Below are 24534 nucleotides of genomic sequence, written 5' to 3'. Positions count from 1 at the left end.
GAGTGGTGGATGCAAGATGTCAGGGGTGTGCTCACGTACGGAAGTACCTTTCCGTGCAGGGGTGTTATAGAGGGATGGCTGAAAAGAGGCGTACTCCGGGCATCGGAGGGCCGGGGTCCACCGCCGCTCTGGCCATCGAACTGCACGACGCCGCGCGTGAGTTCCGCTTCCTGAACGCCGGGCCGATGCCGGGGTGCGTCCCGTCGGCGGGACACATCACGGCGCCGCGGGGCCGCCCCGCGGCGCCTGCGCGTCCCCCTTGCATCAGATTGATGAGTGAGTCAATTCACCCACCACCGCGACCAGTTCGCCGAGTCGCACCGACAGGCAAAGGGCCGTACGGACTTCGAATTGCCTCCCGTGCTGGGCATTCTCGGTTGGTCACCCCGCCAGCCGGTCGCGCACGCGTCGAGGAGTAGCCGATGATCCCGTTGTCCTTCGCTCAGCGCCGGCTCTGGTTCCTGTACCGGCTGGAGGGGCCGTCGGCGACGTACAACATTCCCTTCGCGCTGCGCCTGGAGGGGGAGTTGGACACGGCGGCCCTGGCCGCCGCCGTGGCGGACGTCGTTGCCCGGCACGAGAGTCTGCGCACCCTGCTCGTGGAGAGTGAGGACGGCGTTCCCGAGCAGCGGATCCTGCCCGCCGAGCAGGCCGCGACGCCGTTCCGAGTGGTCGACGTGGCCGCCGAAGCGGTGGGACAGGCGATGCTCGACGTCGTGCGTGCGGGGTTCGAGCTGGACCGGGACCTGCCTCTGCGGACCGCCGTGTTCCGTGTCTCGCCCCGTGAACACACGGTGCTGTTCGTGTTCCACCACGTCGCGGCGGACGGGGCGTCGATGGCGCCGTTCGTCCGGGATCTGCTGTCGGCCTACGAGGCACGCGGGCACGGCACCGCGCCCGACTGGGCTCCGCTGCCCGTCCAGTACAAGGACTACACCGTGTGGCAGCGGCAGATGCTCGGAGACGAGGACGACCCCGACAGCGTCGCCGCCGAGCAGTTGGAGCACTGGCGCCGCGAACTCGACGGGGTGCCGCAGCCGGTTCAGCTGCCCCTGGATCGCCCACGGACCGGCTCGGGAGGTCACCGCGGCGCCGAGGTCATGTTCGAGCTGGAACCCGAACTGCTGTCCGGGGTAAGGAAGCTGGCCGCGCGGCACGGTGCCACGGCACCGATGGTCGCCCAAGCGGCCCTCGCGGTCCTGCTGCACCATCTCGGCGCGGGCAACGACCTGACCATCGGCAGCCCCATCGAAGGGCGCGCCGACGAACAGCTCGAGGACCTCATCGGGTTCTTCGCCAACACCTGGGTGCTGCGCGTCGACCTCGCCCGCAACCCCACCTTCGGCGAACTGCTGGAACAGGTCCGCGACCGGGCCCTGGCCGCCTACGACAACCAGGACGTCCCCTTCGAGCACCTGGTGGAACTCCTCGACCCCGACCGCACCACCGCCTACCAGCCGCTGTTCCAGGTCATGTTGGCCTGGCAGTTCGTCTGGCCGGAGATCGAGCTGCCGGGCCTGCGGGGCACGCTGGTCTGGCCCGGTACCGAGACGGCGAAGTTCGACCTGTTCCTCAACATCGTCCCCGACGCCTCGGGGCGGGCCTACGGACGTCTGGAGTACGCGACTGCTCTGTTCGACCACACGACGGCCGAGACCCTCGTCGACCGCTATGTGCGGGTGCTGCGGCAGGTGGTCGCACGTCCCGGGACCAGGCTCGGCACGGTGGACGTGCTCACGGGGACCGAGCGGGCAAGGCTGGCCCGGTCGAACGAGACGGCGGCTCCGGTGCCGGCGGCGACGGTCCCGGAACTGGTCGCCGCCCAGGCGGCACGGGCCCCGCAGGCGACCGCCGTGGTGTGCGGGCGGACCTCCTTGTCGTACGGGGAGCTGGAGGTCCGCGCGGGTCGGCTTGCCGCGGTGCTGCGTGAACGGGGTGTGGGGCCGGACGTTTTGGTGGCCGTGGCCCTGCCGCGTTCGGTGGACCTGGTCGTCGCGCTGCTGGCCGTCCTCAAAGCAGGCGGCGCCTACCTGCCGATCGACGCGGCGTTCCCCTCCACTCGCGCCGGCCTTCTGCTGGACACCGGACGCCCGTCCTTGGTGCTCACCCACCACGACACCGCACATATGGTGGCCGGCTGCCAGCCTCCGCTGGTGCACCTCGACGACCTGGACCTGGACCTGGACGGCCCCGTCGTCGACGCCGCGACGGCCGGGATCGGCCCCGACCATCTGGCGTACGTGATGTTCACGTCCGGATCGACAGGGACCCCCAAGGGCGTCGCCGTCACCCACGCCGGTGTCGTCAACGGCGTACGGGACCTGGCCCGGCGCCTGCGGGTCGAGGCCGGTTCGCGGGTCCTCGCGGCGACCTCGGTGAACTTCGACGTCAGCGTCTTCGAGATCTTCACCGCGCTGACGGCCGGAGCGAGCGTCGAGATCGTCCGCGACCTCCTCGAACTCGCCGAGCGCAACGCTTGGTCGGGCACCACCATAAGCGCCGTACCGGGGCTGGTGTCCGCGCTCCTCGACCAGCTCACCGCCGACGGCTCCAGCGGCCTCCACCTGGACGTGGACACCGTCGTGCTGGCCGGTGAGGAGCTCTCCGGCGACCTCGCCCGCAGGGTGCACCAGACGCTGCCGGGCACCCGGGTCGTCAACGCCTACGGCCAGACGGAGAGCTTCTACGCCTCCGCGTTCACCGTCCCGCGGGAGTGGACCGGGTCCGGTGCGGTACCGGTAGGGACCCCGCTGGCCAACATGCGGGCCCACGTCCTCGGGCCGGAACTCGCCCCGGTCGCCCCGGGCGTGACCGGTGAGCTGTACGTGGCGGGCCCGGTCGCCCGCGGCTACCACCGAAACGCCGCCGCCACCGCCGAGCGCTTCGTCGCCTGCCCGTTCGGCCCGCCGGGTACGCGCATGTACCGTACCGGCGACCTGGCCCGGTGGGACGCCGAGGGCCGGCTGACGTATGCCGGACGCGCCGACGACCAGGTCAAGGTCAACGGCATCCGCGTCGAGCCCACCGAGATCGAGACCGTCCTGGCCCGGCACCCCGCCGTCAGCCGGGCCGCCGTCACGGTGTGCGAGGACCCCTCCGGGAGCAGACGGCTCGTCGGTTACGTGGTGGCGGTGGACGGCGGTGCCGGCGACGGTGACTTCGCCCTGGACGCCGGTGTCTCGGTGGCCGACCTGCGGCGGTTCGCGGCCAGGCGGCTGCCCGACTACATGGTGCCCGCCCACCTGCTGGTCCTCGACCGGTTGCCCCTGACCCCGAGCGGGAAGCTGGACCGGGCCGCGCTGCCGGAGCCGCAGTTCGCGGGCGCCGAGTACCGGGCGCCGCGCGGCGAGGCGGAGCGGGTGCTGGCCGAGGTGTACGCCGATGTGCTGGGCGCCGGGCCCGGGCAGATCGGGGTCGACGACGACTTCTTCGCCGGTGGCGGCGACAGCATCCGTTCCATCCAGGTGGTGGCACGGGCCAAGGCGCGCGGTGTCGTCGTCACCACCCGGGAGATCTTCGAGCACCGCACGGTCGCCCGGCTCGCGGAACTGGCCGAGAGCCGGACCGGACAGGAGCCGGTGGCGCCGGCCGAGTTGGAGGGCGGGGGTGTCGGCTGGGCGCCGCTGCCGCCCACCGCCGCGCACGTGCTCGCGCTGGGAGGCGGCATCGGCCGGTTCTGCATGTCCGCGCTGCTGACCCTGCCCGAGGACACCGACCGCGCGGAACTGGTCGCCACCCTGCAGTCCGTACTGGACCGGCACGACGTACTGCGCTCCCGGCTCGACCGCGAGCGGCCGGGCCTGTGGATGGAGGCGGCCGGTCACGTCGACGCAGCCGCGCTGTTGCGCGAGGTCCCCTGGTACGCGGCCGACGCGCAGACCGAACTGGACGAGGCCGCCGACCGCCTCAACCCGGACGCGGGTGTGATGGCCCAGTTCGTGCGGCTGATAACCGACGACGGTTCGGACCGGCTGCTGATCGTGCTGCACCACCTGGTCGTCGACGGCGTCTCGTGGCGGATCCTGCTCCCGGACCTGGTGGCCGCCTGGCAGCAGGTCCGATCGGGCACTGCCACGCGACCGGCGGAGACCGGCACTTCGCTGCGCCGATGGACCCATGCCCTGGCCGAGGAAGCCGTCCGCCCCGAAAGGATCGCTGAACTACCCCTGTGGCAAGGCATCCTGGGCGGCGATGAACCGGTAGTAGGGGCCCGGGAGTTGGACGGCGTACGTGATGTCGCCGCCACCGTGGACACGGTACGCGTCGGCGTCCCGGCCGACGTCACCAAGATCCTGCTCGACACCCTGCCCAAGGTCTTCCGCGCCGGCGCCGACGACGGCCTGCTGACCGGCCTCGCCCTGGCGCTCGCGAGCTGGCGCCGGACCCGCGGCGTGTCCGGGCCACAGGCGACGTCGGCCCTGGTCCGACTTGAGGGCCACGGCCGCGAGGAACACCTCGTGCCGGGCGCGGACCTGTCCGGCACGCTCGGCTGGTTCACCGCCATGTACCCGGTCCGCCTGGACGTGACCGGCATCGACCTGGCGGACGCGTTCGAAGGCGGCCAGGCGGCCGGCCGCGCGGTCAAGGCCGTCAAGGAACAACTCCGCGCGGTACCGGACTCCGGCCTCGGCTACGGCCTGCTCGCCCATCTCAACCCCGACACCGCCGCCGCACTGGCCGGGGCGCGCCGCCCGCAGATCGGCTTCAACTACCTGGGCAGGACCTCCGGTACGGACATCCCCGAGGAACTCCGCGGCCTGGGCTGGGCGCCGGAAACCACGCGCGCCGACCTGATCGCGGCTCCCGACCCGGACATGGAGGTGCTGTCGGCGCTGGAGATCAACGCGGTCGCCGCCGACACCGGGAACGGCGAGGAACTGACCGCCTACTTCGGCTTTCCCACCGGCGTCCTGTCCCGCGAGGAGGTCGGCGAACTGGCCGGTCTGTGGGTCCGGGCGCTGACGGCGCTGGCCCGGCACACCACCACAACCGACGCCGGCGGACTGACCCCCAGCGACGCGCCCCTGGTCACCGTGACCCAACAGGAGATCGACGCCTGGGAGGCCCGCTTCGGCAGGCTCGCCGAGGTATGGCCGGCCACCCCCGCACAGTCAGGACTGCTGTTCCACGCGATGCTCGCCGGCTCCTCCTTCGACGCCTACCACATGCAACTCGTGTTCCATCTGTCCGGCGAGGTCGACGCGGAACGGATGCGCCGAGCCGGACAGGCGCTCCTGGACCGCCACCCCGCCCTGCGCGCAGCGTTCGTCGACCGGGCGGACGGCGATCTCGTCCAGGTGATACCGGAATCGGTGACGCTGCCGTGGCGGCACCTCGACCTGACCGCAGCCGAAGAGCCGCAGCGCACCGCGGAGTTCGAGCGGTTCCTCGACCAGGACCGGACCACCTACTTCGACGCGGACACTCCGCCGCTCATCCGGCTGGCCCTGGCCACCCTCGAACCCGACCGGACCGAACTCGTCCTGACCGCCCATCACGTCCTGTTCGACGGCTGGTCCACACCGCTGCTGATGCGCGACCTGCTCCTGCTCTACGCCGCCGACGGCGACCCGACCGCGCTCACCCCCGCGCGCGACTACGGCGACTTCCTCACCTGGCTCACGCAGCACGACCACGAGGAGTCCGCGCGCGTCTGGGCGGCCGAACTCGACGGTGTCCAGGAGCCCACCCTGCTCGTGCCGCACGCGGGAACGCGGCACGATTCCGCGGGCATCGGCGCCATCGAGGTCGTGTTCGAGGGTAAGCAGGGCCTGTCCCGACGGGCCGCGGAGCTGGGCGTCACCCTCAACACCCTCGTTCAGGGCGCCTGGGCCGTGCTCCTCGCCCGTCTCACTGGGCGGTCGGACATCGTCTTCGGCGCCACCGTGTCCGGGCGCCCGGCCGCGGTGAAGGACGTCGACAGCATGGTCGGGCTGTTCATCAACACCATCCCCGTCAGGGTGCGTTGTGAGCGGCAGACCACCTTCGCCGACCTGCTCACCGACCTGCTGCACCGGCAGGCGGCCCTGCTCGAGCATCACCAGCACAGCCTCGCGGAGATCCAGCAAGCCACCGGGCTGACGACGCTGTTCGACACGATGGTCGTGTTCGAGTCGTACCCCATCGACCGGGACGCCATCGGCGAGGCCAACTCCGCGGCCGGTGTGGCCATCACCGGGCTGCGCCCGTTCGCGGGCTCGCACTACCCGGTCATCCTGGCCGCCGCGGCCGATCCCCAGCTTCAGCTGGTCCTGCAATACCAGAAGGACCTGCTGGACCAGGAGTCCGCGGCCGACATCGTCGCGCGGTTCGTACGGGTCCTGGAACAGGTCGCCGCCGCGCCCGAGACCCCGATCGGCGCCATCGACGTGCTCGGCGAGGACGAACACGACCGCCTGGTACGGCAGATCAACGACACGGCCCGCCCGGTCGCCGCGACCACCCTTCCCGGCGCCTTCGAGGCCCAGGTCATCCGCACCCCGGACCGCGTCGCGGTGATCGCCGAGCAAGAGGCGATGACGTACGCCGAGTTGAACCGGCGTGCCAACTGCCTCGCGCACTGGCTGATCGACCAGGGCGCGGGACCCGAGCAACTCGTCGCGGTCAAGATTCCCCGTTCGGTGGACCTGCTCGTCGCGGTGTACGGCGTGGTCAAGGCCGGCGCCGCCTACGTGCCGCTGGACACCGAACTGCCCAAGGACCGCGTACGCCACATCCTGGCCGTCGCCGACCCCCTGCTCCTGCTCGACGGGACGCTGCCGGACGTGTCGGGGTATCCGGACACCGACCCGGAGCGCACCTTGTCCCCCGACAACACGGCCTACGTCATCTTCACCTCCGGCTCCACCGGCGGCCCCAAGGGCGTGCCCGTCGCCCACCGCTCGATCATGAACCGCATCCAGTGGGGCCTGGAGCACTTCCAGGTCACCGTCGAGGACCGGATGCTGATGAGCACCTCGGCCAGCTTCGACGCCTCGGTGCCGGAGATGTTCTCCAACCTCCAGACGGGCGCCTCGATCGTCGTGGCCAGGGCCGAGGGCCGCCGCGACCCCGCCTACCTCGCCCGTCTCATCCAGCGCGAACAGGTCACCGGCGCGTTCTTCGTGCCCTCCCTGCTCTCCTCGTTCGTCACCGAGCCGGCGGCCGCGAACTGCACCAGCCTGCGCTGGATCGAAGTCGCAGCCGAGGCCTTCCCCGCAGCTCTGGCCAACCGCTTCACCGAACTGCTCCCCACCTGCTCCGCCCACAACCTCTACGGGCCCACCGAGGCCACTGTCGAGGTCACCGGCTGGCAGCACGTCCCCGGCGCCGACCGCGTCCCGATCGGCACCCCGATCTGGAACAACCAGGTCTACGTCCTCGACGCATCTCTGCGCCCGGTCGCCCCCGGGGTGGCCGGCGAGCTCTACCTGGCCGGCACCTGCCTGGCCCGCGGCTACCTCGGCCAGAGCGCCCTGACCTCCGAACGCTTCGTGGCCTGCCCCTTCGGCCCGGCCGGCACGCGCATGTACCGCACCGGGGACCTGGTGAAGTTCAACAAGGACGGCCAGGTCGAATACCTGGGCCGCACCGACTCCCAGGTCAAGGTCCGCGGCTTCCGCATCGAACTCGGCGAGATCGACCACGTGTTGTCCGGGCATCCCTCGGTCGCGCAGGCCGCGGTCGTGGTCCGCGAGGACCAGAAGGGCGACCAGCGCCTGGTCGCCTACATCGAACCCGACCCCGACGCCGCCGTCACCGACACCACCGCCCAGATCGAGGAATGGCGCCACGTCTATGACGACACGTACACCGTCTCGGCCCAAGGAACGTTCGGCGAGGACTTCCAGGGCTGGAACTCCAGCTACACCGGTGAACCGATTCCGCTCCAGGAAATGGAGGAATGGCGCGACGCGGCGGTGGCGCGCGTACTGCGGTTCGCGCCGCGCCGGGTGCTGGAGATCGGCGTGGGATCCGGCCTGCTGCTGGCCAAGATAGTCCGCGAGGTCGAGGAGTACTGGGGTACCGACATTTCGCCGACGGTCGTCGACCGGGTCCGGGCCCAGGCCGACGAGGCCGGTCTCGGCGACCGGGTCCGGCTCAGCGCCCAGGCGGCCGACGACCTCTCCGGGCTGCCCCGGGGCGCCTTCGACACCGTGATCGTCAACTCGGTGGTGCAGTACTTCCCGAGCGCCGAGTACCTGGACCGGGTGCTGTGCCAGGCCATGCGACTCCTCACCGACGACGGGCGGTTGATCGTCGGCGACGTCCGCAACGCCACCACCCTGCGAATGCTGACCACCGCCGTGCAGCGCGCGGCACACCCGTACGCGCCCTCGAGCGAGGTGCGGACCCTGGTGGAGCAGGCACTGCTCGCCGAGCGGGAGCTGGTGGTCGCTCCGGAGTGGTTCGCCGACTGGGCGCGTGAGCATGCCGGCAGCGTGGACATCCGGCTGAAGGCGGGGCAGGCGCACAACGAACTGACCCGGCACCGCTACGAGGTCGTGCTGCACAAGGCGCCGACCGATGTCCTCGACGTTTCAGGCGTGCCCGCGGTGGCGTGGGGCGGGGAAGTCGCCAATCTGGCCTGCCTCGGTGACTGCGTCGAGCGGGCGGCCGGTGGCCCGGTGCGAGTGACCGGGATCCCCAACGCACGGCTGACCGAGGAGGCCGCGGCGGCGACCGCCACCGCCGGCCGAGGCCCAGACACCGGTGCGACCGCCACCGTGGGCCGAGGCACGGCCGCCGCCATGACTCCCACCGGTGGCGGAGGCACCGTCGCGTCCTCCGGGCTGCCACTCGATCCGGAGGACGTCGCCGACTGGGCGCGGCGGCAGGGTCTGGACGCCGTCCTCACCTGGTCGGGCGAGACCGTCCACGCCTTCGACGCGATCCTCCTGCCCGAGCGGAAGGACGGGCCGAAGACCGTCTCCGGGGGGTTCGTTCCACGTGCTGGTGCCGACCGGATCCGGGTGAACGCCCCGGCGCTCGCGAAGGCGATCGGCCCTCTGCTGTCGGAACTGCCCGCATACCTGCGTGAACGCCTTCCCGACTACATGGTCCCGGCAGCCTTCGTACCGCTCTCGCGGCTCCCGCTGAACCCGGCCGGAAAGATCGATCGACGAGCACTGCCCGCGCGGCACACGACCGTCGTGAGCGGTCGTGGGCCGCGCACGCCTCATGAAGAGAAGCTGTGCGCTCTCTTCAGCGAATTGCTCAGTCTGGAGAGGGTCGGCATCGACGACGACTTCTTCGCGCTCGGGGGGCACTCGCTGCTCGCCACCAGGCTGATCAATCGCGCCCGCGCCGACATGGGGATCGAGATACCGATCCGCAAGATCTTCGACCTGCCCACAGTCGCCGCGTTCGCCGAATGGTCCAGCAAGGCGGCCGCACCCCGCCGCCTCCGGTTCGAGCCGCGCGATCACACGGGGGAGAGCGCCGCGACTCCGCTGTCCTTCGCGCAGCGCCGCATGTGGATCCTGCACCAACTGGATCGTGGCACGGCGACCTACACCATCTCCCCGACGTTCCGGCTGACCGGGACACTGGACGAGGCCGCACTCGGCGCCGCGATCGGTGACGTCGTCGCCCGGCACGAGATCCTGCGCACCACCTATGTGACCGACGCCGACGGTGAGCCTGAGCCGAGAATCCTGACGGCGGAACAGGCGCCAGTGCGGGTGCCGGTGATCGACGTGGCGCCCGAGGACGAGTCCCGGGCGATCGAGGAAGCCGCCGCTCACTGGTTCGACCTAGCGGCAGAAATACCCTTGCGGGCAACTCTGTTGCGCCGCTCCGCCCAGGAGCACGTCCTTATCCTGGTCATCCACCACATCGCCACGGACGGCAGTTCGGGGGCACCGCTTGCTCGCGATCTGGCCGAGGCCTATGCCGCGCGCCTGGACGGACGGGCCCCGGAGTGGCAGCCGTTGAGGGCGCAGTACAGGGACTACGCCCTGTGGCAGCGCGAGTTGCTCGGCGACGTGGCGGACCAGGGGAGCCTGGCCGCGGCGCAGAGCGAGTACTGGCGCAAGGAGCTGGACGGCGTACCGGAGCCGCTGAACCTGCCGCTCGACCGACCCAGGCCCGCGGTACGTAGCTCCGAGGGTGACATGGTCGCTGTCCTGGTGGGGCCCGAGTCCGCGAGCCGGCTGCGGAAACTGGCCGACGCACGCGGGGTGACCCTGTCGATGGTCCTCCAGGCCGCGCTGGGCGTGCTGCTCGGCCGACTGGGTGGCGGCGAGGACGTGCCGATCGGCAACCCGATAGCCGGCCGCACCGATGAAGGACTGGCCGACATGGTCGGATTCTTCGTCAACACCCAGGTGCTGCGGATGGATCTCTCCGGCAACCCGACGTTCGCGGACCTGCTCGCACGGGTGCGGGACAAGGCGCTGGCGGCCTACGAGCACCAGGACCTGCCGTTCGAGATGCTGGTCGAGACGCTCGACCTCGAGCGCTCCGCGGCGTACCAGCCACTGTTCCAGGTGCTGTTCGCCTGGCAGAACTTCGACAAGCGGAAACTCGAACTGCAAGGGCTGGAGGTCGAGTTCGAGCAGCACCTCACGTCCACCGCTCAGGCCGACCTGATGTTCAGCATGGCGGAAGACGTCGGTACCGGGGCGCTGCGAGGCGACCTCGTCTACGCGACCGAGCTGTTCGACCGGGAAACGGCCGAGGCGATCTCCGCGGGGTTCGTGTCGGTGCTGGACCAGTTGGTCGCCGCCCCGCGGACTCCGGTCAATGCGATCGAGGTGCCGGGGGCCGGACGGGGCAGGCTCGCGAAGGAGCCGAGCGACCGCGGTCCGGGAACCACACGCGAGGGGAACATGAGCGACTCCGGTCCGCGCAACACGCACGAGGAGAAACTCTGCGCCCTGTTCGGCGAGTTGCTCGAGGTCGAAGGGGTCGGAATCAACGAGGACTTCTTCGCGCTCGGAGGGAATCCGGACCTGGCCACCCGCTTGAGCACACGCATATGCGAAGAGTTCGGCATCGACCTGCCTCTCAAGACGATCACTGATTACCCCACGGTGGCCGAGCTGGGCGGGCTGGTCGTCGTCGGCGGTACACCTGACGACCAGAGCGACTCGTACGGGGTGGTGCTGCCCCTGAACAGGGATCCCGGTACGGGCAAGCCGCCCCTGTGGTTCTTCCACGGTGGCGGCGGCCTGGGCTGGGCGTTCTTCACCTTCGCCCCGCATGTGAAGGACCGGGCGGCGTACTCCTTGCAGTCCCGTGGCTCCAACGGCAAGGATCCGCTGGCGGGTTCGGTGGAGGAGATGATCGACGACTACCTCACCCAGATCCTCGCCCGCCAGCCGGAAGGCCCGTACCACCTGATCGGCTGGTCCTTCGGCGGCCCGGTCGTGCACGCGGCCGCGGCGGAGCTGGAACGGCGCGGCCACCGTGTCGGCCTCGTCGCGGTCCTGGACGCCCCACCCGCGACCACGTCCGCGGACAGCCCGTTCAAGCAGGTGGCGGGCAGGACGGCGGCGATGTACCGGGGGGACGTCGAGGAGGTGTTCGGCGAGTACATGAACACCGACAACCTGGACGGTTTCCTGGAGGACATGTCCAAGGTGGGCGCCAACAACCTCAACAAGATGGCGGTGTTCGCGTCACCGGTCTACCGAGGCGACCTGGTCTACTTCAACGCGAAGTGCGACAAGGTCGACGGGCTGACGTCGTACGGGCCCGGCTGGCGCCCGTACGTCCTCGGCTCCCTGGAGGAGTACGACATCGACGCTTCCCACCACGACCTGCACATGCCGGGGCCGGCGGGCCAGATCATGGAGGTGATCGCCCGCAGGCTGGCGGAGTGAGCCGAGGACCTCCGGGCGACGGGCCGGACCTCAGATCTCGCATAGGGAGAATTCGCGCTCGCAGAGCTTGTTCGCGCCGGGCGTGACCTTGCTTGTTGCGTGAATGTGCCTGAGGCTGCGGGCACGCTCGTCGGGCTGTTGCTGGAATCGTAGTAGGCCCGGCAGACGGAATCGTGCAGGGCTGATGACGATCCCGCTCTCCCCCGGGCTTGCCCTTCGCCCCAGTTGGTTCACGAAGCGAGCCGACTGGGGGCATGTGGGGAGCGGAAAGCTGACGGGCTCACCCATCACACAGGGGTGAGCCCGTCAGCTTGGGACGGCTCAGTATGAGGAGGGGACGAAACCTTCTGACTGGTCGAGGTGGAAGGGAGAGCCCGGCATCTCTGGAGTCCATCCGTTGGCCTGTGCGATGCGGATGCCGTCAGCGACGGCATAAGGAACGACCGCGCTGGCTGACTCGATCCGCCAGTTGTTTGGATGCGGCTGGTTCGTCGTGACTACCAGCGTGCTGCCCGGCGAGTCGGCCAGTTCGACCGCGTAGGTCAGTGGTGACCAGAGCAGGGCCTGGCAGTAGGTCGGGCGCCGGCGGATTCTCCAACGGTAGGTGATGCCGTCGACCGTGATGCGCCGGGATCCCTTCTTCACCAATGCCATGCCATATCCCCCTCGCAGAGAAAAGTATCGGCTTGCGACGGGTGGTTCGATAGAGTTTCCCGCCGGGTCGTGACGAGTCGTTTCCCCAGTGAACCCCAGTGCCCAGTCGGGTGAACCCGGCGCTGACAGGCTTCTGGCGGCTGCTCCCGACCCGCCTCACCGGGGCCCATGATGATCACTTTGGTGCGGGCCGCGACCGCGGCCGCCGCAACCCTCGCCCTGCCCCTGCCCCCCTTCGCGCACGCCGTCAACGCCCCGCAGCGCCTCGTGCCGGAGACGCTGCCGATCGGTCTGGTCGTCGACGCCCTCCCCCTGGCCCCCGAGGACCGCACCGGCTGCCAGCGCACCAGCTTCAAGCACTGGACGGACGGCGACATCCCTTCCGACGGCTGCAACGCCCGCAACGAAGTCCTCTTGCGCGAGGACAACCGACTACCACCGACACCAAACCGAGGAATGATTCCTCACTCCTCGTCAAAAGCCTCGAGCAGGCGCTCGTACGCCAGTTTCGGCCGTAGGGCCGCGTCCCACGGCAGGGAATCAGCCGTGCGCGGAGGATAGATCTTGGTGTCGGCGGTGGAACCGTACCGGTCGGTGAATCCCCACGTGGAGAACGATGTGCAGTTCGGCTCCTCCAGGCAGACCCGCAGCTTGCCCGCCATCTCATCAGCCTGGGTCTGCCGCCCGTCCTCCTCGTCCTCACCTATGGGCACGTCCATCTCCGACACCCGCGCCTGAATCCCGAGCTCCGCCAGATCCCGCACATGGCTGCGGAAGGTCTCCGGGTCGATGCGGTCATCGGGTGCGTACTCGTGGTTCTGGAAACCCACGCCGTCGATCGGAACGCCGCGTTCCTTGAGCCGCTCGACCAGATCGTAAAGGGCGTCCCACCGCTCGCCTTCCTCCTCGACCCCGTACTCGTTGAGGAACAACCGCGCCTTCGGATCAGCGCGGTGGGCGGCCCTGAACGCCTCGTCGATGTACTCCTCGCCCATGGCCTCGAACCACGGGCTCTGCTCGGAACGCAGACCGAGATCCCCGTCGGTGTAGCTCTTCTCGTCGTCGGACATGGGCTCGTTGACCACATCCCATTCCGCGACCTTTCCCTTGAAGTGCCCGGCGACCGTGGCGATGTGCCGGAGCATGGTCCGGCGCACCTCCTCGGGGTCGTCGTTCTCCCGCATCCAGTCGGGCAGAGCCTCGTGCCAGACGAGGGTGTGCGCGTGCACCTTCATGTCGTTCGCGCGGGCGAAGCGTACGAGCAGGTCCGCGTCGCGGAAGTCGTAGACGCCCCGGCGCGGGTGGAGGAACTGTGGCTTGAACGCGTTTTCCGGAGTGAGCATGGAGAACTGGCTCCCCGCGAGCGCCCGGTAGCGTGAGTCGGTGAGCAGCGGGTTCTCGGCCAGGGCGGCGCCGACGTCGAACGGCCGCCCCACGTCTGCGGCCCGCGCACGCAGCGAGTCGTCGGACTGCTCCTGGCGTAGCTGCGGCGCCTTGATCACGCGGAGCGCGTCACCGCTCTCTGCCCGCGCCGTCAGTTGCGTCAGACGCCATCCCTCGCGGCGCTCGTCTTCGCCCGCGTCCGCCTCGAGACCGAACCAGACGGTGCCCTCGGCGAACACCCCCGGGTCCTGCACGGTTCCCAGCCGCCGCCCGTCGGCTTTCACGCGGAAGGTGTCACCGATGCTCGACACGGCGAGCGTCACCGTCCCGGAGCAGCCGCAGTCGAAATTCTTGGAGGTGGCCGGCTCATCGCCCTCGCCGTCCCATATCTGTACCTTCACTTGTCCGTCGGCGGTCACACCGACGCGGAGTGAGGGCCGCTCCTGGCGCCACTCGTCGTAGATGACCGGCACCCGTCCGTACAGCCGCAGCCATGAGTCGCCGGCATCGTCACCCACACCGGACATGCGCGCGGTGACGGTGAAGTCGCCATCGGACCTGAGATGCGGACCGGCCAGGTTCAGCGGGGGGTTGGGCTGGCCGCCGGAGGAGTCCTGCTCCACGATCCGCCGATCCGATGCGCTGACCCGCAGGATGTCGTTCCGCGCGGTGGTCCCCGGCATCTGCGTCCAGTCGTGGTTGCGCAGAAGGTCTTCGCCGTTTCCGCCGCCCGCGCCTTCGCCCTGCCCCGTACACCCGGCCGCCACCGCCATGACGAGCACCACGGCGGTCAGTCGCTGCCACGTCCCCCCACCAAGGTCCACGAACCCTCCCACTCTCTTGTTCGAGACGAGATCAACGTCTCGAAACCGGGCCACAGTTCATCACACACGGGGTACGGCGTCCTTGCGTGGCACGTCCCAGCTGGTGTGGCGGAGCGGGCAACGGACCTCTGCACGGACGGTCGCCTTGAGCAACCCCGTGGAGGCCGTCCTGCGGCGCGACCTCGACATGCTGCGCTTCCTTGACGGCACGGGGATGTACCAGGGAAGGGAGGACCAGCACCTGGTTCCACCAATTCAAACGGCTCCGGATCCGCTACGCTGTCCTGCTTCAACTCGCCTGCACCATCTTGCGCTTGCGTCAGCTCCGCGCATCAGGATGAGACAGGGGCCGGAGCGGCGGACTTCGAAGGCCAATCGAGGACGGTCAGCTCCGGCCATTCTCGCCGCCAGCGGGCCGTCTTGGTCTCGTACACCTCACGCGGGGCCAGCACTGGATTGGGCCGGACGACGAGATTGAACACGTCGGAGAGCCCGTGCGGTGCATAGACGCGCCACTGCCCGTCTCCCTCCAAGCGCACGCCCAGGCAGCACGTGGTAGCCGCGAAGTTGTCGATGGCAGTCTCGGTCGAGGCGTACGGGGTGCACGCTACGCCGAATTTCTGCTCGTACCAAAGGTGGACGCGGGCTTCGTTGCGGACCTCGACGTCTGCCGGCAGCCCGGCAAAGGTTGCTGCGGCAGCCTTGATCACCGCGTCCTCTGCTTCCCACGACAGATCGTGGTCGTCGAAGTAGAAGACGTCATAGTCCTTGATCCCACTGGTGGGGGGCCTGTCCGTGACCACGTTCCAGACGGTCTGGAACACGCAGCCCGCCGTCAGATACCAGCCCGGCAGCCCCAGTGCCACCGTGCGCTTCAGCACCTCCAACAGCACCTCGTTGCGGGACAGTACTGACTTCAGAGCAGCGAGCTGCTCGTCGAGCGGAAGGCGACCAATCACCGCTCATGCCTACCACGTGACGGGCCAATAGCGCCTGTAGATCGCCCTCGAGGCTCGTCCGACGAATCTCATCTCGCCGATCTCGCTGGGGATTTCGGGCGGCAACATGCACGACCGGCTCGGCCTGGAATCCCTCGTGCGCGGGATTCCGCCCGTCCGTCCCCGTCGCGGTCCAGGGCAGCCAAGGCCGGCAAAGCTGCATGGAGAGAAGGGCTACGACTACGACCACCTGCGCCGCTGGCTCAGCAAGCGCGGCATCCGCCATCGCGTCGCAGGCAAGGGCATCGAGCCTTCAAAAGAGCCTCGGCCGCCACCGCTGAGTCGTCGAGAAGACCGTGTCCTGGCTCGCCAGCCGCTGTCGTCTCCACCGCCGCTGCGAGCGCAAGGCCGAACACTTCCTCGCCTTCGTGGGCATCTCCGCAGCCCTCATCTGCCACCGTCGCCTCACCGTATGGTCGACGCCTGAGTCGATACGGGCGTCGAGCACGCAAACCGCAGAGTGAGCAACTCCTCCCCTGGACTCGTGCGCATGCGTGGGGGCCCGTGGCTGGACAGGTTGCCGCCCTCGCTGATGGTGTACGCGTCCACTCCCCACCTGCCACACCGCCCGTCTACTTCGCACCGCGAGAACCGGACGCTGCCGCGAGCACTCCGGCACGATAGGTGCTGGGGCTTCGGCCCTTGTGGCGTTTGAACGCGGCACTGAAGCCGAAAGCGTCGGCATAGCCGACGGACCTGGCGATCTGCGCAATGCCGAGGTCGGTGTCGGACAGCAGCGCCTCGGCCTCCTCCATTCGGCATTCGGTGACGTAGGCGAGAGGCGGGCGGCCCATCAGGCGGGTGAAGCGCTTGGCGAACAGTGCCCGGGAGACGCCGGCTTGAGCGGCCAGGGAGGCCACTGTCCAGGGTTCGGCGGGCCGGTTGTGAAAGGACTGCAGCGCGGGCGCGAGGACCGGGTCGGCAAGGCCTCGGTACCAACTCGGCGCGTCGGCGCCGGCCTTGTCGAACCAGATGCGCAACGTGCACACCAGGGCCCAGTCGAGGAGTCGGTCCATCAGTGCCTGCGATCCGGCCGAGAGACGGGCGGCGTCGGCGGCGGCCGTCTCCAGCCAGGCACAGACCTCGGCGTCGTCCTTGACCACCAGAACAGGGGGCAGGGCACGCAGCAGCCGCTCGTGGCGGTGGCCCGATGCACGATAGGCGCCCACGATTAGCGCAGTCGCCTTCTCCGAGTCGGCGCCCCACTGGATACCGACGAGTTCCCGCGCACCGCACTCGGGGCTGTCGGCGAAACAGGTGATCTCGTAGGCGGCGTGGGAGCCGTCCAGGGTGGCGGGGTGGTCCACGAGGTGGAACGGGTCAGGTCCGCGCACGATGGCGGTGTGGCCCGCGTGGATCGCTTGTTCCGTTCCGTCGGACAGCAGTAGAACACCCCCGCCCCGCAGCACGCTGATCATGGTGAGTGGCGCGATGTCCGCGAAGCGGACGGCCCAGGGCACCGTGAGGACGACGTGACTGACGACCGCTCCCTCGGCACGAATGCCGCTCAGCAGAGAACTCAGAGGATCCATGGGAGGCACCGTAGACGATCTCCTATGTTTCGGAGCGACTCTCCCATGGATCATCTACTCCATCGCGGCTGAAGTGGACTCGTACACCGGGCCGACCGAGACCAACCGGGAGACACCGTGAGGCAGCAGGACAGCCGTGCCAGAACAGCCCTCGTCGTCGTCGCACACCACCGCACCGATTCCCTCACCGCGCACACGGCCCGCCATGCCGCCGCACAGCTCGAAACCGCCGGATACCGCGTCGACCTGCTCGACTTGCACGCCGAGGGGTTCGACCCGCGGATGAACGTGGCGGACCAGCCGGACTGGGCCAACCGGGAAAAGAGGTACTCGGACGAGGTGCACACCCACATGCGGCGCGTCCTCGACGCCGATGCCGTCGTCGCCGTCTTCCCGGTGTACTGGCAGGGCATGCCCGCCATCCTCAAAGGCTGGATCGACCGCGTATGGAACTACGGTTTCGCCTATGGCCGCAACAAGCCCTACCTCGCCGGCAGGCGCATCCTCTGGCTGGGCCTGGCCGGCGCCACTGCCGACGATCCGATCGTGGCAGGCATGCGGACCATCCTCGAAACCAGCCTGAACGAGGGCATCGCCTACTACTGCGGTTTCTCCCGCTCCACCGTCGGCCTGCTCACCGACGCGGAAGAACGCCCCCAGCGCATCGATGGTGAAGGCAATCTTGTGGTCGGTGACGCGATCACAGGCGCGGAGCGAGAGGCGCAGTACACGGCTTTCGACCGTCGCACAGGGGAGTTCGTGGAGGCTTTCATCGCCCAGGAACCCGTGGCGGCCTGACGCCCACGCATCGCAGGAACACGAGAGGCCACGTCGACGTCCCTCCGTTGCGAGGACAGTTGCACAGTGGCCTGCCATTTGAGCAGGGAGCAGACACCGGCAGACGGTGCACCCCGAGGTGGGTCCGTCGGGGTTCCCACGGTCACAGGTCGTACGCCCGCAGCCACAGTTCCAGGGTGAGTACGAGCCACAGCTTGCCGCCCTGGCGCGGCAGCAGCGTGCCCTCGCCGCGCATCCAGGTGCGCACGGTGTCGGGCCTGAACAGACCCCGCCGCCGGGCATCGCGCCCGAGCAGCAGATCGTTGCCCAGTTCGCGCAGCGGTCCGCTCAGCCACTGCTGCACCGGGACCCGCATCCCGCTCTTGGGCCGGTCCACCACGGTGGCGGGCAGCAGATCGCGTACGGCCTCCTTCAGCACCGACTTCTCGGCCGTGCCCCGCAGTTTGAGGGCGGGCGGCGTGGCGAAGGCGTGGTCGATGACCTGCCGGTCGAAGAGCGGGGCGCGGCCCTGGAGCCCTTGGGAGGCGGTGAGCCGTTCGACTTTGGTGAGGATGTGGTGGGCGCCCTTGGTCCGCAGATTGCAGTGCAGCAGCTGGTCGAGCAGGTGGGTCATCCGGTCCGGGCCGGTGAGGTAGGGCTCGACGAAGCGCTGTGGGGCCGGGGCGGAGTCCAGCGCGGCGAGGGCTTCGGGGGTCAGCAGGTCGGGGAGGTCGGTCCAGCACTTGCGGTAGGAGCGCAGATAGGCGGTGGCCCGGTCCTCGTACCACGGCGTCCCCGCCGCGCCCGGCGCACCGGCGTGCATCTCCTGGACCAGCATCGGCAGGTTCTTGGGACCGCCGAACACGGGGTCGCCGCCCTCCCCGTTGAGGACGATGCCGTGCCCGTCGCCCGCGACCGCCTCCGCGAGCATCAGGTTGGGCACGGTCAGCGGGTCGCCGACGGGGCTGTCGAGGAGGGCGGCGGTGTCGGCGAGCCGTGCCGCGACCGCCGAACCGGACACGGTCAGCACCCGGTGCCGGGTGTGGCAGTGGGCGGCGACGAGCCCGGAGTAGCCCAGTTCGTTGGGGAGTTCGTCGCCGAAGCTGATGGAGTAGGTGTGCACGGGGTGACTGTGCAGCTTCGCGGCGAGCGCGGTGACGAGGGAGCTGTCGACGCCGCCGGACAGCAGGACCGCGACGGCGTCGGCCTCGGGCAGCCGGCGTGCGGTGGCCTCTTCGAGCAGGGCGCGCAGCTTCAGGGCGTACGTGTCGTCGGGTCGTGGCCCGCCCGGCTCGTCGTGGCCCTCGCGGGGTTCCCAGTACACCTGTTGGGTGAGAGTCCCGTCGACGGCCAGCCGCACGACCCGTCCGGGCAGGACCTCGCGCACGCCTTCCAGCAGCGTCTCCTCGCCCGGCAGGTAGGCGAAAACGAGGAAGGAGCGTACGGCGGAGAGGTTCATCCCGGTGCCCAGCGCGGGCCAGCGGCGCAGGCGCGCAAGGAGGTGGCGGCGGCCCACGTGTCGTCGGCGCGGGCGTAGAAGAGCGTGCGGGCGCCGACATGGTCGCGGATCAGCACCAGGTCGCGGCCGTCCAGGACTGCGAGCGCGAACATGCCCTCGGCGAGCGCGACGCCGGGCGCGCCGAGCCGGGCCCACAGCCGCAGCAGCACCTCGCCGTCGCCGCAGCCGGGCGGGACGGGGGCGCCGGCCCTGGCGAGCGCGGTGAGCAGGTCGGCGCGGTTGTGCAGGGTGACCTCGCCGACGGCGCGCATTCCGGACGCCTCGAACGGGCCTTCGGCGTGGCCGGGTTCGTCGGGCAGCAGTGCCAGTCCCGGCGCGAGAGGTGGGGCTCCCATGGCGGTGAGGTGGGCGTCGGCGGCCGTGGGCCGGGCGTCGCGGTGCCCGGGGTCCGGGCCGAGACAGGCGCAGAAGCGTGCCATGGAGCGAGGGAGTCCTTTCGTCGTTGTGCCCGGCCGCGCCCGCGCGGTCCTCGGGAGGTGGAGCGTGCGCGTACGGGCGTCGTGGTGGGTGCGCGGCGCCCCGGTCCGGACCGGGGCGCCGCACCGGTCAGCCGAAGTCGTCGTCGCTCCAGCCGCCGTCGCCGTCACTCCAGTCGCCGCCGTCCCAGTCGTCCCCGCCGCCGTCCCCGCCGCCGTCGCCGCCCGAGGCGGACGAACTCTGGGCCTGCTGGCGCAGTTCTTCTTCCTCCTCCGGCGTCAGGTGTGCGGGTGGCAACTGGGCGGCGGTGACGCCGAGGCCGACGAGGATCGCTCCCATCCGGCCGCCGAACGACGTACGGTTGATCATCACGGTGTCGCCGCTGCCCCACAGCGTCCGGCCGTAGCCGATGTCGCGCCCGTAGGTCACGGTGCCGTCGGCGAGCAGCCGCTTGACGATCCGGTCCCCCAGCAGTTCGTCGGTGCCCGCACCGCCCCGGTCGTCATGCCAGTCCACCACGCCACCGGGGCCGCGGCGGCGCCACTCCTGACGGCCGTCCTCGTAGGTGCGGTGGACGCTGCCGTCGGCGAGCAATTCGTCGGTGTAGCCGATTTCGCGGGGGCGGATCATGCTCATCGGTCCTCGGGTCTGCGGTGCTCGGGCATACGGTCCTCGGGGCGGCGTCTGATCATGCGTCGGGCCAGGTCATGAAGCCCGCGGTGCGCAGCTCGCGCAGCTCGCCCCAGACCGAGTGCCGGGAAGGGCGGGGGCCGCGGGTCAGGCGCAGTACGGCGCGCAGGAGCCGGGCCGGCGCCACCGAGGCGACCTCGGCGAACCGGCCGCCGGCGAGCCAGGCGACCTCCTCGGGCCGCAGCCCCGGAGGCAGCGCGCCGAGTGCGGGGACGGGTCCGGGTGCGCGCCCGGTCACCAGGCGCAGGGTGCGGGCGTGCCGGGGCACCAGGCCGAGCGAGGCCACCCGTACTCCGGGTACCGGCCCGAGCTGCTCGCGCACCCGGGCCGGCAGGGTGACGCCGGTGGGGCTCGCGTCGTGCAGGACGTGCACGGTGGCGCCTTCGGCCCGCTCCAGGGCGCCCACCAGCCGGGGGTCGAGCGGCAGGTCGTCGGCCGCGCTCAGCACGGGGCAGGCCGCCTCCAGGTGAACGTGGTTTGCCAGCAGCATCCAGGCGATGGAACGGTCCTGGCAGATCAGCAGGCGCGGCAGCCCGTAGGCGTAGAGGTCGGGCTCGCGCGCGGGCCCGCCGATCGTCGGGGCCGCACGGTGCGGGGGCGGGAGGAGACCGGCCGGCTCCAGTCCCCGCAGCGCCTCGGTGAAGTGGGGGAGCCTGAGGGGCGGGCGCGGGCTGTGCGGGATGCGTCGCAGCGGCGCGGGAGTGGGCCTCAGGACGCGGCAGGTCTCGTAGTACAGCTGCCGTTCGGTGTAGCGGATCCCGCCAGGCAGGGTCGCGCGCCGGGCGGCGACGCCGATCGCCCGCTCCAGAACCAGGCGCGAGACCGGTCGCGATGACACCGGCGGGTCGATAAAGGCAGGCATGTCAGTTCGCGTCCTTCCAGGGCGACGGCTGCGGCTGGTTCGGGAGCCGGAGCCCGGCGGTGTGCCCGCGCGCCGGTGCCGCGCGCAGAGCGGCGACCGGCGCGGCAACGCCCTTGGAGAGCGCGGCCGCATGCGACCCGACGAGTACTCGCATGTCAGATTCCCTCCAGCTCGGTTGACTGCGGCCAGCTCAGGAATCCGAGCTCTGCGGCCCGCAGTTGTGCCGGCTCCGGGGCGCTGCGGGCGCGCTCGACGGCTCGGGCGACGGACGCCTCCAGCAGGGCCGGGGGGACCGCGGCGACCGGGCCGAGCCAGCCCTGGCGCAGCCACGCGGCGTCCTCGGGGGCGAGCCGTTCCATCCGCCGGAGCCAGCCGGCCTCCCCCGACCTGACTCTCTCGGGGGGAGTCTCGTGCAGGACGACGGCCCCGCGGTTGCCCCTGACGGCCTTCACCGGCAGACCCGCGTCCACGACCACCACGTCGGGGCGGCTCGCGCGAACGTCGGCCAGCAGCTGGAAGCCTCTGGCGCTCGCGTCGTGCAGGACGATCACGGGCCCGGTGGGCGGCACATCGGCGAGCCGGGCCGCGAGGGTCAATCCCTGCCGGTGCGGGAAGTCGTTGGCGGACAGGAAGGCGCGTACCACCCGGTCCGGGCACAGCAGCGCCACCGTCCGCTCCTGCCGGGCCCGATCCCTGGGCAGGCACGCGGCGTCGCCGGCCGTCTCGTCGTCCACGACGCCGGGTGGCAAGCCGCCGTGGACACTCACCCAACGCCCGAGCATCATGCTCCGGAATACGTGCGCATCTGGCTCCATGCGTGCGCCGGCGCGGCGGGCCGGCCGGTACGGCCGCCCCTTCGCCAGCAGGTACACGACGACGGCCGCGCCCGCGCTCCCCCACCACAGCAGCCCGGCGTGGGCGGTGTCCGGCATCCGCACGGCGAGCACCGCCAGTCCGGCGACGAGCACGACCGCCACCGTGCGTCCCACCCATGGAGGGCGACCGCTGCGCTCAGCCGCGTCCCAGGTGCGGTTCTCGGCGCGGGCCAGGTACCACAGCTGGGTGAGGGTGATCGTGCGGCGGCCCTCGTCGGTGTGGGTGCGGGCGATGCGTGCGATCCGCGTGTCGTGCATGCCCCGGCCGTGCACCTTGGGGTCGAGGGCGAAGGCCCGCTCGCAGTGGGCGCACACGCTGTTCGTGCGTTCCTTGCGCGGCAGGGAGGTCTGGCAGTGCGGGCAGATCATCCGCCGCCTCCGCCGGGCCAGGTCATGAAGCCCAGGGAGGCGGCGCGCCGACGTTCCGGGTCGGTGGCCGTGCCGGCGCGCTCCACGGCACGCGTGACGACCGCGAGCAGCTTGGCGGGCGGGACGGCGACCAGCGGCAGCCCCCACCCCTTGGACAGCCGCTTCAGCTGGTCGGGGGGATACTCCCCGCTGCGTCGCAGTACGTCCATGACGGCGTCGCCGGGCGGCTCGCCCCGCACGGGCACGGCGTTCGGGCGGTCCCGCGCGGCGTCGGGCGGCAGTCCGAGGTCCACGACCCGGTGCTCCGGGTACGCCTCGCGCACGCGGTGGGCGAGGGTGAGACCGGCGGCGTCGGCGTCGTGGAGCAGCAGGACCGTTCCCGGGCTCGACGGGCCGAGGACGGCGGGCAGTTCGTCGGGAGTGGCGACCAGGCGCAGCCCGTGGCGGGCGGGCAGGCCGGCGGCATCGATGCATACGGCGACGGAGGGGTCCGGGCAGAGCAGCACGAGCCCGCCGGATCCGGGCTCCGACGCCGGGGCCTCCGCCGCACGACCCTTGTCGGTACGCGGGGACGGCCGAGGTGACGGATACTGCCTGTCGCTCATCACCCCCGGAGGGAGCGAGCCGTAGACGTCGGTCCACTGCCGCATCAATGCGGTACGGAAGGACTCCCGGGAGACGCGGGCCCGACCTCGTCTCCACCCCGACGCCGCCGCGATGAGGAAGCCGAGGGCGGTGACCAGGAGCAGGCCCCCCAGCACCGCGAAGAGCACCGCACCGCTGATCAGCCCGACGACGCCGAGGACGAGGCCGAACAGGGCGGCCACTCCGCCACAGCCCGTCTCCGCGTCGCTGTCCTTCAGCGACTTGCGGGACAGGGCGTACCACAACTGCCCGGTGGTGCAGCGCAGTCGGCCTTCCTCGGTCAGCTTGGCGGCGACGCGGCGGACGCGGAGGTCGTTCAGGCGCAGGGGGTTGGTCTTGGGGTCCAGTGCGTACCTGCGGCCGCATTTGCCGCAGACGTTGCCGGGGCGTTCCTTGCGCAGCAGGGACTGTTCGCAGTGCGGACAGATCACGCGGGGCCCTCCAGTCGGTGGGCCAGCCGCCGCAGTCGGGCGGCGAGGCGTTCCTTGACGGTGGTGACACCCGGTCCCCTCAACCGCTGGACCCGTTCGATGTCACGCAGGGCGGCGGCCAGCGCCAGGTAGTCGGTGCGGGCAACGGTGCCGGTGGAGCCGGGAGGCGCGACCGTGCCGTCCGCCGGGCCCGCCGCTCTGCGGTCCGCCTCCGGGGCGGTGATCGCGTAGTCCTCGTGGTCGATGCCGTAACCCGTGTTGGCGGCCAGGATCGTCAGCGGAGAAGTGTCCCGATTGGCGAAGGAATGCGGCATCATCTCGGGGATCCTGATCAACTCGCCCGGCGTGAGCGGGACTTCGGTGACCCGGTCGCGCTCGGCGTCGTACAGGCCGCAGGACGCGTAGCCCAGGCTGAGGACGAAGTGCTCCCCGCCGTGCGCGTGCGGGGTGAAGGCGCTGCGCGGGCCTACGACACCGAGCTTGACGGTGGCGTTGGAGGGACGCTCCGGCGAGGTGGCGGCGTCACCCACGAGGTAGTGGGCGAACTGCCCGTCGTCGATGAACCGCAGGAGATCCCGCTCCGGACCGAGGTCACGGGCACCGTCCCGGTCGGCGAGGGCGATCGAACCGTCGGGCAGCAGCCGGTACAGCCGCACACCGCCCGGCAACTCACTTGTGCTGATCGGCCCCTTCGCGGTGGCGGCCGCACCCGGCACACCTTCCTGGACATCACCGAACAAGAGTTCCTCCC

At 70.6% G+C, this 24534-nt stretch carries 14 protein-coding genes and 1 pseudogene; 3 read left to right on the top strand and 12 right to left on the bottom strand.

Going from position 1 to position 24534, the window contains the following annotated elements; genetic code table 11:
- Window positions 1-422 precede the first annotated feature (422 nt).
- Entirely contained in the window at window positions 423-11807 is an 11385-nt protein-coding gene (locus tag ACFYQQ_RS32570; RefSeq protein WP_356243957.1) for an amino acid adenylation domain-containing protein, read from the top strand.
- Between the two features lie 321 nt (window positions 11808-12128).
- Here ACFYQQ_RS32570 and ACFYQQ_RS32565 read toward each other — a convergent pair whose 3' ends face one another.
- The 3 genes from ACFYQQ_RS32565 to ACFYQQ_RS32555 form a co-directional block, all read right to left on the bottom strand.
- Window positions 12129-12461 carry a hypothetical protein gene (locus ACFYQQ_RS32565; protein ID WP_355781991.1) on the bottom strand — a complete coding sequence of 111 codons (333 nt, stop codon included), beginning with the start codon at window positions 12459-12461 and terminating at the stop codon, window positions 12129-12131.
- Between the two features lie 464 nt (window positions 12462-12925).
- Window positions 12926-14668, bottom strand: a complete 1743-nt coding sequence (locus tag ACFYQQ_RS32560; protein ID WP_388906245.1) for an endo-1,4-beta-xylanase — start codon at window positions 14666-14668, stop codon at window positions 12926-12928.
- A 332-nt stretch (window positions 14669-15000) separates the two neighbouring features.
- Entirely contained in the window at window positions 15001-15627 is a 627-nt protein-coding gene (locus ACFYQQ_RS32555) for a nucleotidyltransferase family protein (protein WP_356243952.1), read from the bottom strand.
- Window positions 15628-15703: 76 nt separating this feature from the next.
- Between ACFYQQ_RS32555 and ACFYQQ_RS32550 the strand changes: the two are divergent.
- Window positions 15704-16130: pseudogene (locus ACFYQQ_RS32550) on the top strand (transposase); the annotation flags it as partial.
- 108 nt (window positions 16131-16238) lie between these two features.
- On the opposite strand, the gene ACFYQQ_RS32545 reads toward ACFYQQ_RS32550, so the two are convergent.
- Window positions 16239-17207, bottom strand: a complete 969-nt coding sequence (locus ACFYQQ_RS32545) for an AraC family transcriptional regulator (RefSeq protein ID WP_355793665.1) — start codon at window positions 17205-17207, stop codon at window positions 16239-16241.
- Between the two features lie 108 nt (window positions 17208-17315).
- On the opposite strand from ACFYQQ_RS32545, the gene ACFYQQ_RS32540 reads away from it, so the two are divergent.
- Window positions 17316-17996, top strand: a complete 681-nt coding sequence (locus ACFYQQ_RS32540; RefSeq protein ID WP_355793663.1) for an NAD(P)H oxidoreductase — start codon at window positions 17316-17318, stop codon at window positions 17994-17996.
- A gap of 142 nt (window positions 17997-18138) precedes the next feature.
- Here ACFYQQ_RS32540 and ACFYQQ_RS32535 read toward each other — a convergent pair whose 3' ends face one another.
- From ACFYQQ_RS32535 to ACFYQQ_RS32500, 8 genes are all read right to left on the bottom strand, one after another.
- Complete coding sequence (locus ACFYQQ_RS32535) at window positions 18139-19434, bottom strand: asparagine synthetase B family protein (protein WP_388906205.1); 1296 nt, start codon at window positions 19432-19434, stop codon at window positions 18139-18141.
- The gene (locus ACFYQQ_RS32530; RefSeq protein ID WP_388906202.1) at window positions 19431-19913 is read right to left on the bottom strand and encodes a hypothetical protein; all 483 of its coding nucleotides are present in this window, start codon (window positions 19911-19913) and stop codon (window positions 19431-19433) included. Before ACFYQQ_RS32530 ends, ACFYQQ_RS32535 begins: the two co-directional genes overlap by 4 nt.
- Window positions 19914-20040: 127 nt before the next feature.
- Window positions 20041-20547 carry a hypothetical protein gene (locus ACFYQQ_RS32525; protein ID WP_356243946.1) on the bottom strand — a complete coding sequence of 169 codons (507 nt, stop codon included), beginning with the start codon at window positions 20545-20547 and terminating at the stop codon, window positions 20041-20043.
- 52 nt (window positions 20548-20599) lie between these two features.
- Window positions 20600-21463 carry a hypothetical protein gene (locus ACFYQQ_RS32520; RefSeq protein ID WP_388906199.1) on the bottom strand — a complete coding sequence of 288 codons (864 nt, stop codon included), beginning with the start codon at window positions 21461-21463 and terminating at the stop codon, window positions 20600-20602.
- A gap of 1 nt (window position 21464) precedes the next feature.
- Window positions 21465-21617: a hypothetical protein gene (locus ACFYQQ_RS32515; protein WP_356243941.1), complete on the bottom strand. Its 153-nt coding sequence runs from the start codon at window positions 21615-21617 to the stop codon at window positions 21465-21467.
- A gap of 1 nt (window position 21618) precedes the next feature.
- Complete coding sequence (locus ACFYQQ_RS32510; protein ID WP_356176274.1) at window positions 21619-22707, bottom strand: hypothetical protein; 1089 nt, start codon at window positions 22705-22707, stop codon at window positions 21619-21621.
- On the bottom strand, window positions 22704-23783 hold the full coding sequence (locus ACFYQQ_RS32505; RefSeq protein ID WP_388906195.1) for a phage holin family protein: 1080 nt from the start codon (window positions 23781-23783) through the stop codon (window positions 22704-22706). The genes ACFYQQ_RS32510 and ACFYQQ_RS32505 overlap by 4 nt, the downstream gene beginning before the upstream one ends.
- Window positions 23780-24523: a cupin domain-containing protein gene (locus ACFYQQ_RS32500; protein ID WP_355795803.1), complete on the bottom strand. Its 744-nt coding sequence runs from the start codon at window positions 24521-24523 to the stop codon at window positions 23780-23782. The genes ACFYQQ_RS32505 and ACFYQQ_RS32500 overlap by 4 nt, the downstream gene beginning before the upstream one ends.
- Window positions 24524-24534: the final 11 nt, after the last annotated feature.

Source organism: Streptomyces sp. NPDC005496 (assembly GCF_042872045.1).
Taxonomy (GTDB): domain Bacteria; phylum Actinomycetota; class Actinomycetes; order Streptomycetales; family Streptomycetaceae; genus Streptomyces.
Note: the sequence above shows the minus strand (reverse complement) of the source record. Positions and strands in the feature narration are given on the sequence as shown.

Excerpts from the sequence above, each read along its gene's own strand:
- ACFYQQ_RS32520 (WP_388906199.1), bottom strand. The coding sequence starts at position 21,463 with ATGCCTGCCTTTATCGACCCGCCGGTGTCATCGCGACCGGTCTCGCGC.
- ACFYQQ_RS32525 (WP_356243946.1), bottom strand. The coding sequence starts at position 20,547 with ATGAGCATGATCCGCCCCCGCGAAATCGGCTACACCGACGAATTGCTC.
- ACFYQQ_RS32535 (WP_388906205.1), bottom strand. The coding sequence starts at position 19,434 with ATGAACCTCTCCGCCGTACGCTCCTTCCTCGTTTTCGCCTACCTGCCG.
- ACFYQQ_RS32515 (WP_356243941.1), bottom strand. The coding sequence starts at position 21,617 with ATGCGAGTACTCGTCGGGTCGCATGCGGCCGCGCTCTCCAAGGGCGTT.
- ACFYQQ_RS32565 (WP_355781991.1), bottom strand. The coding sequence starts at position 12,461 with ATGGCATTGGTGAAGAAGGGATCCCGGCGCATCACGGTCGACGGCATC.
- ACFYQQ_RS32510 (WP_356176274.1), bottom strand. The coding sequence starts at position 22,707 with ATGATCTGCCCGCACTGCCAGACCTCCCTGCCGCGCAAGGAACGCACG.
- ACFYQQ_RS32570 (WP_356243957.1), top strand. The coding sequence starts at position 423 with ATGATCCCGTTGTCCTTCGCTCAGCGCCGGCTCTGGTTCCTGTACCGG.
- ACFYQQ_RS32530 (WP_388906202.1), bottom strand. The coding sequence starts at position 19,913 with ATGGCACGCTTCTGCGCCTGTCTCGGCCCGGACCCCGGGCACCGCGAC.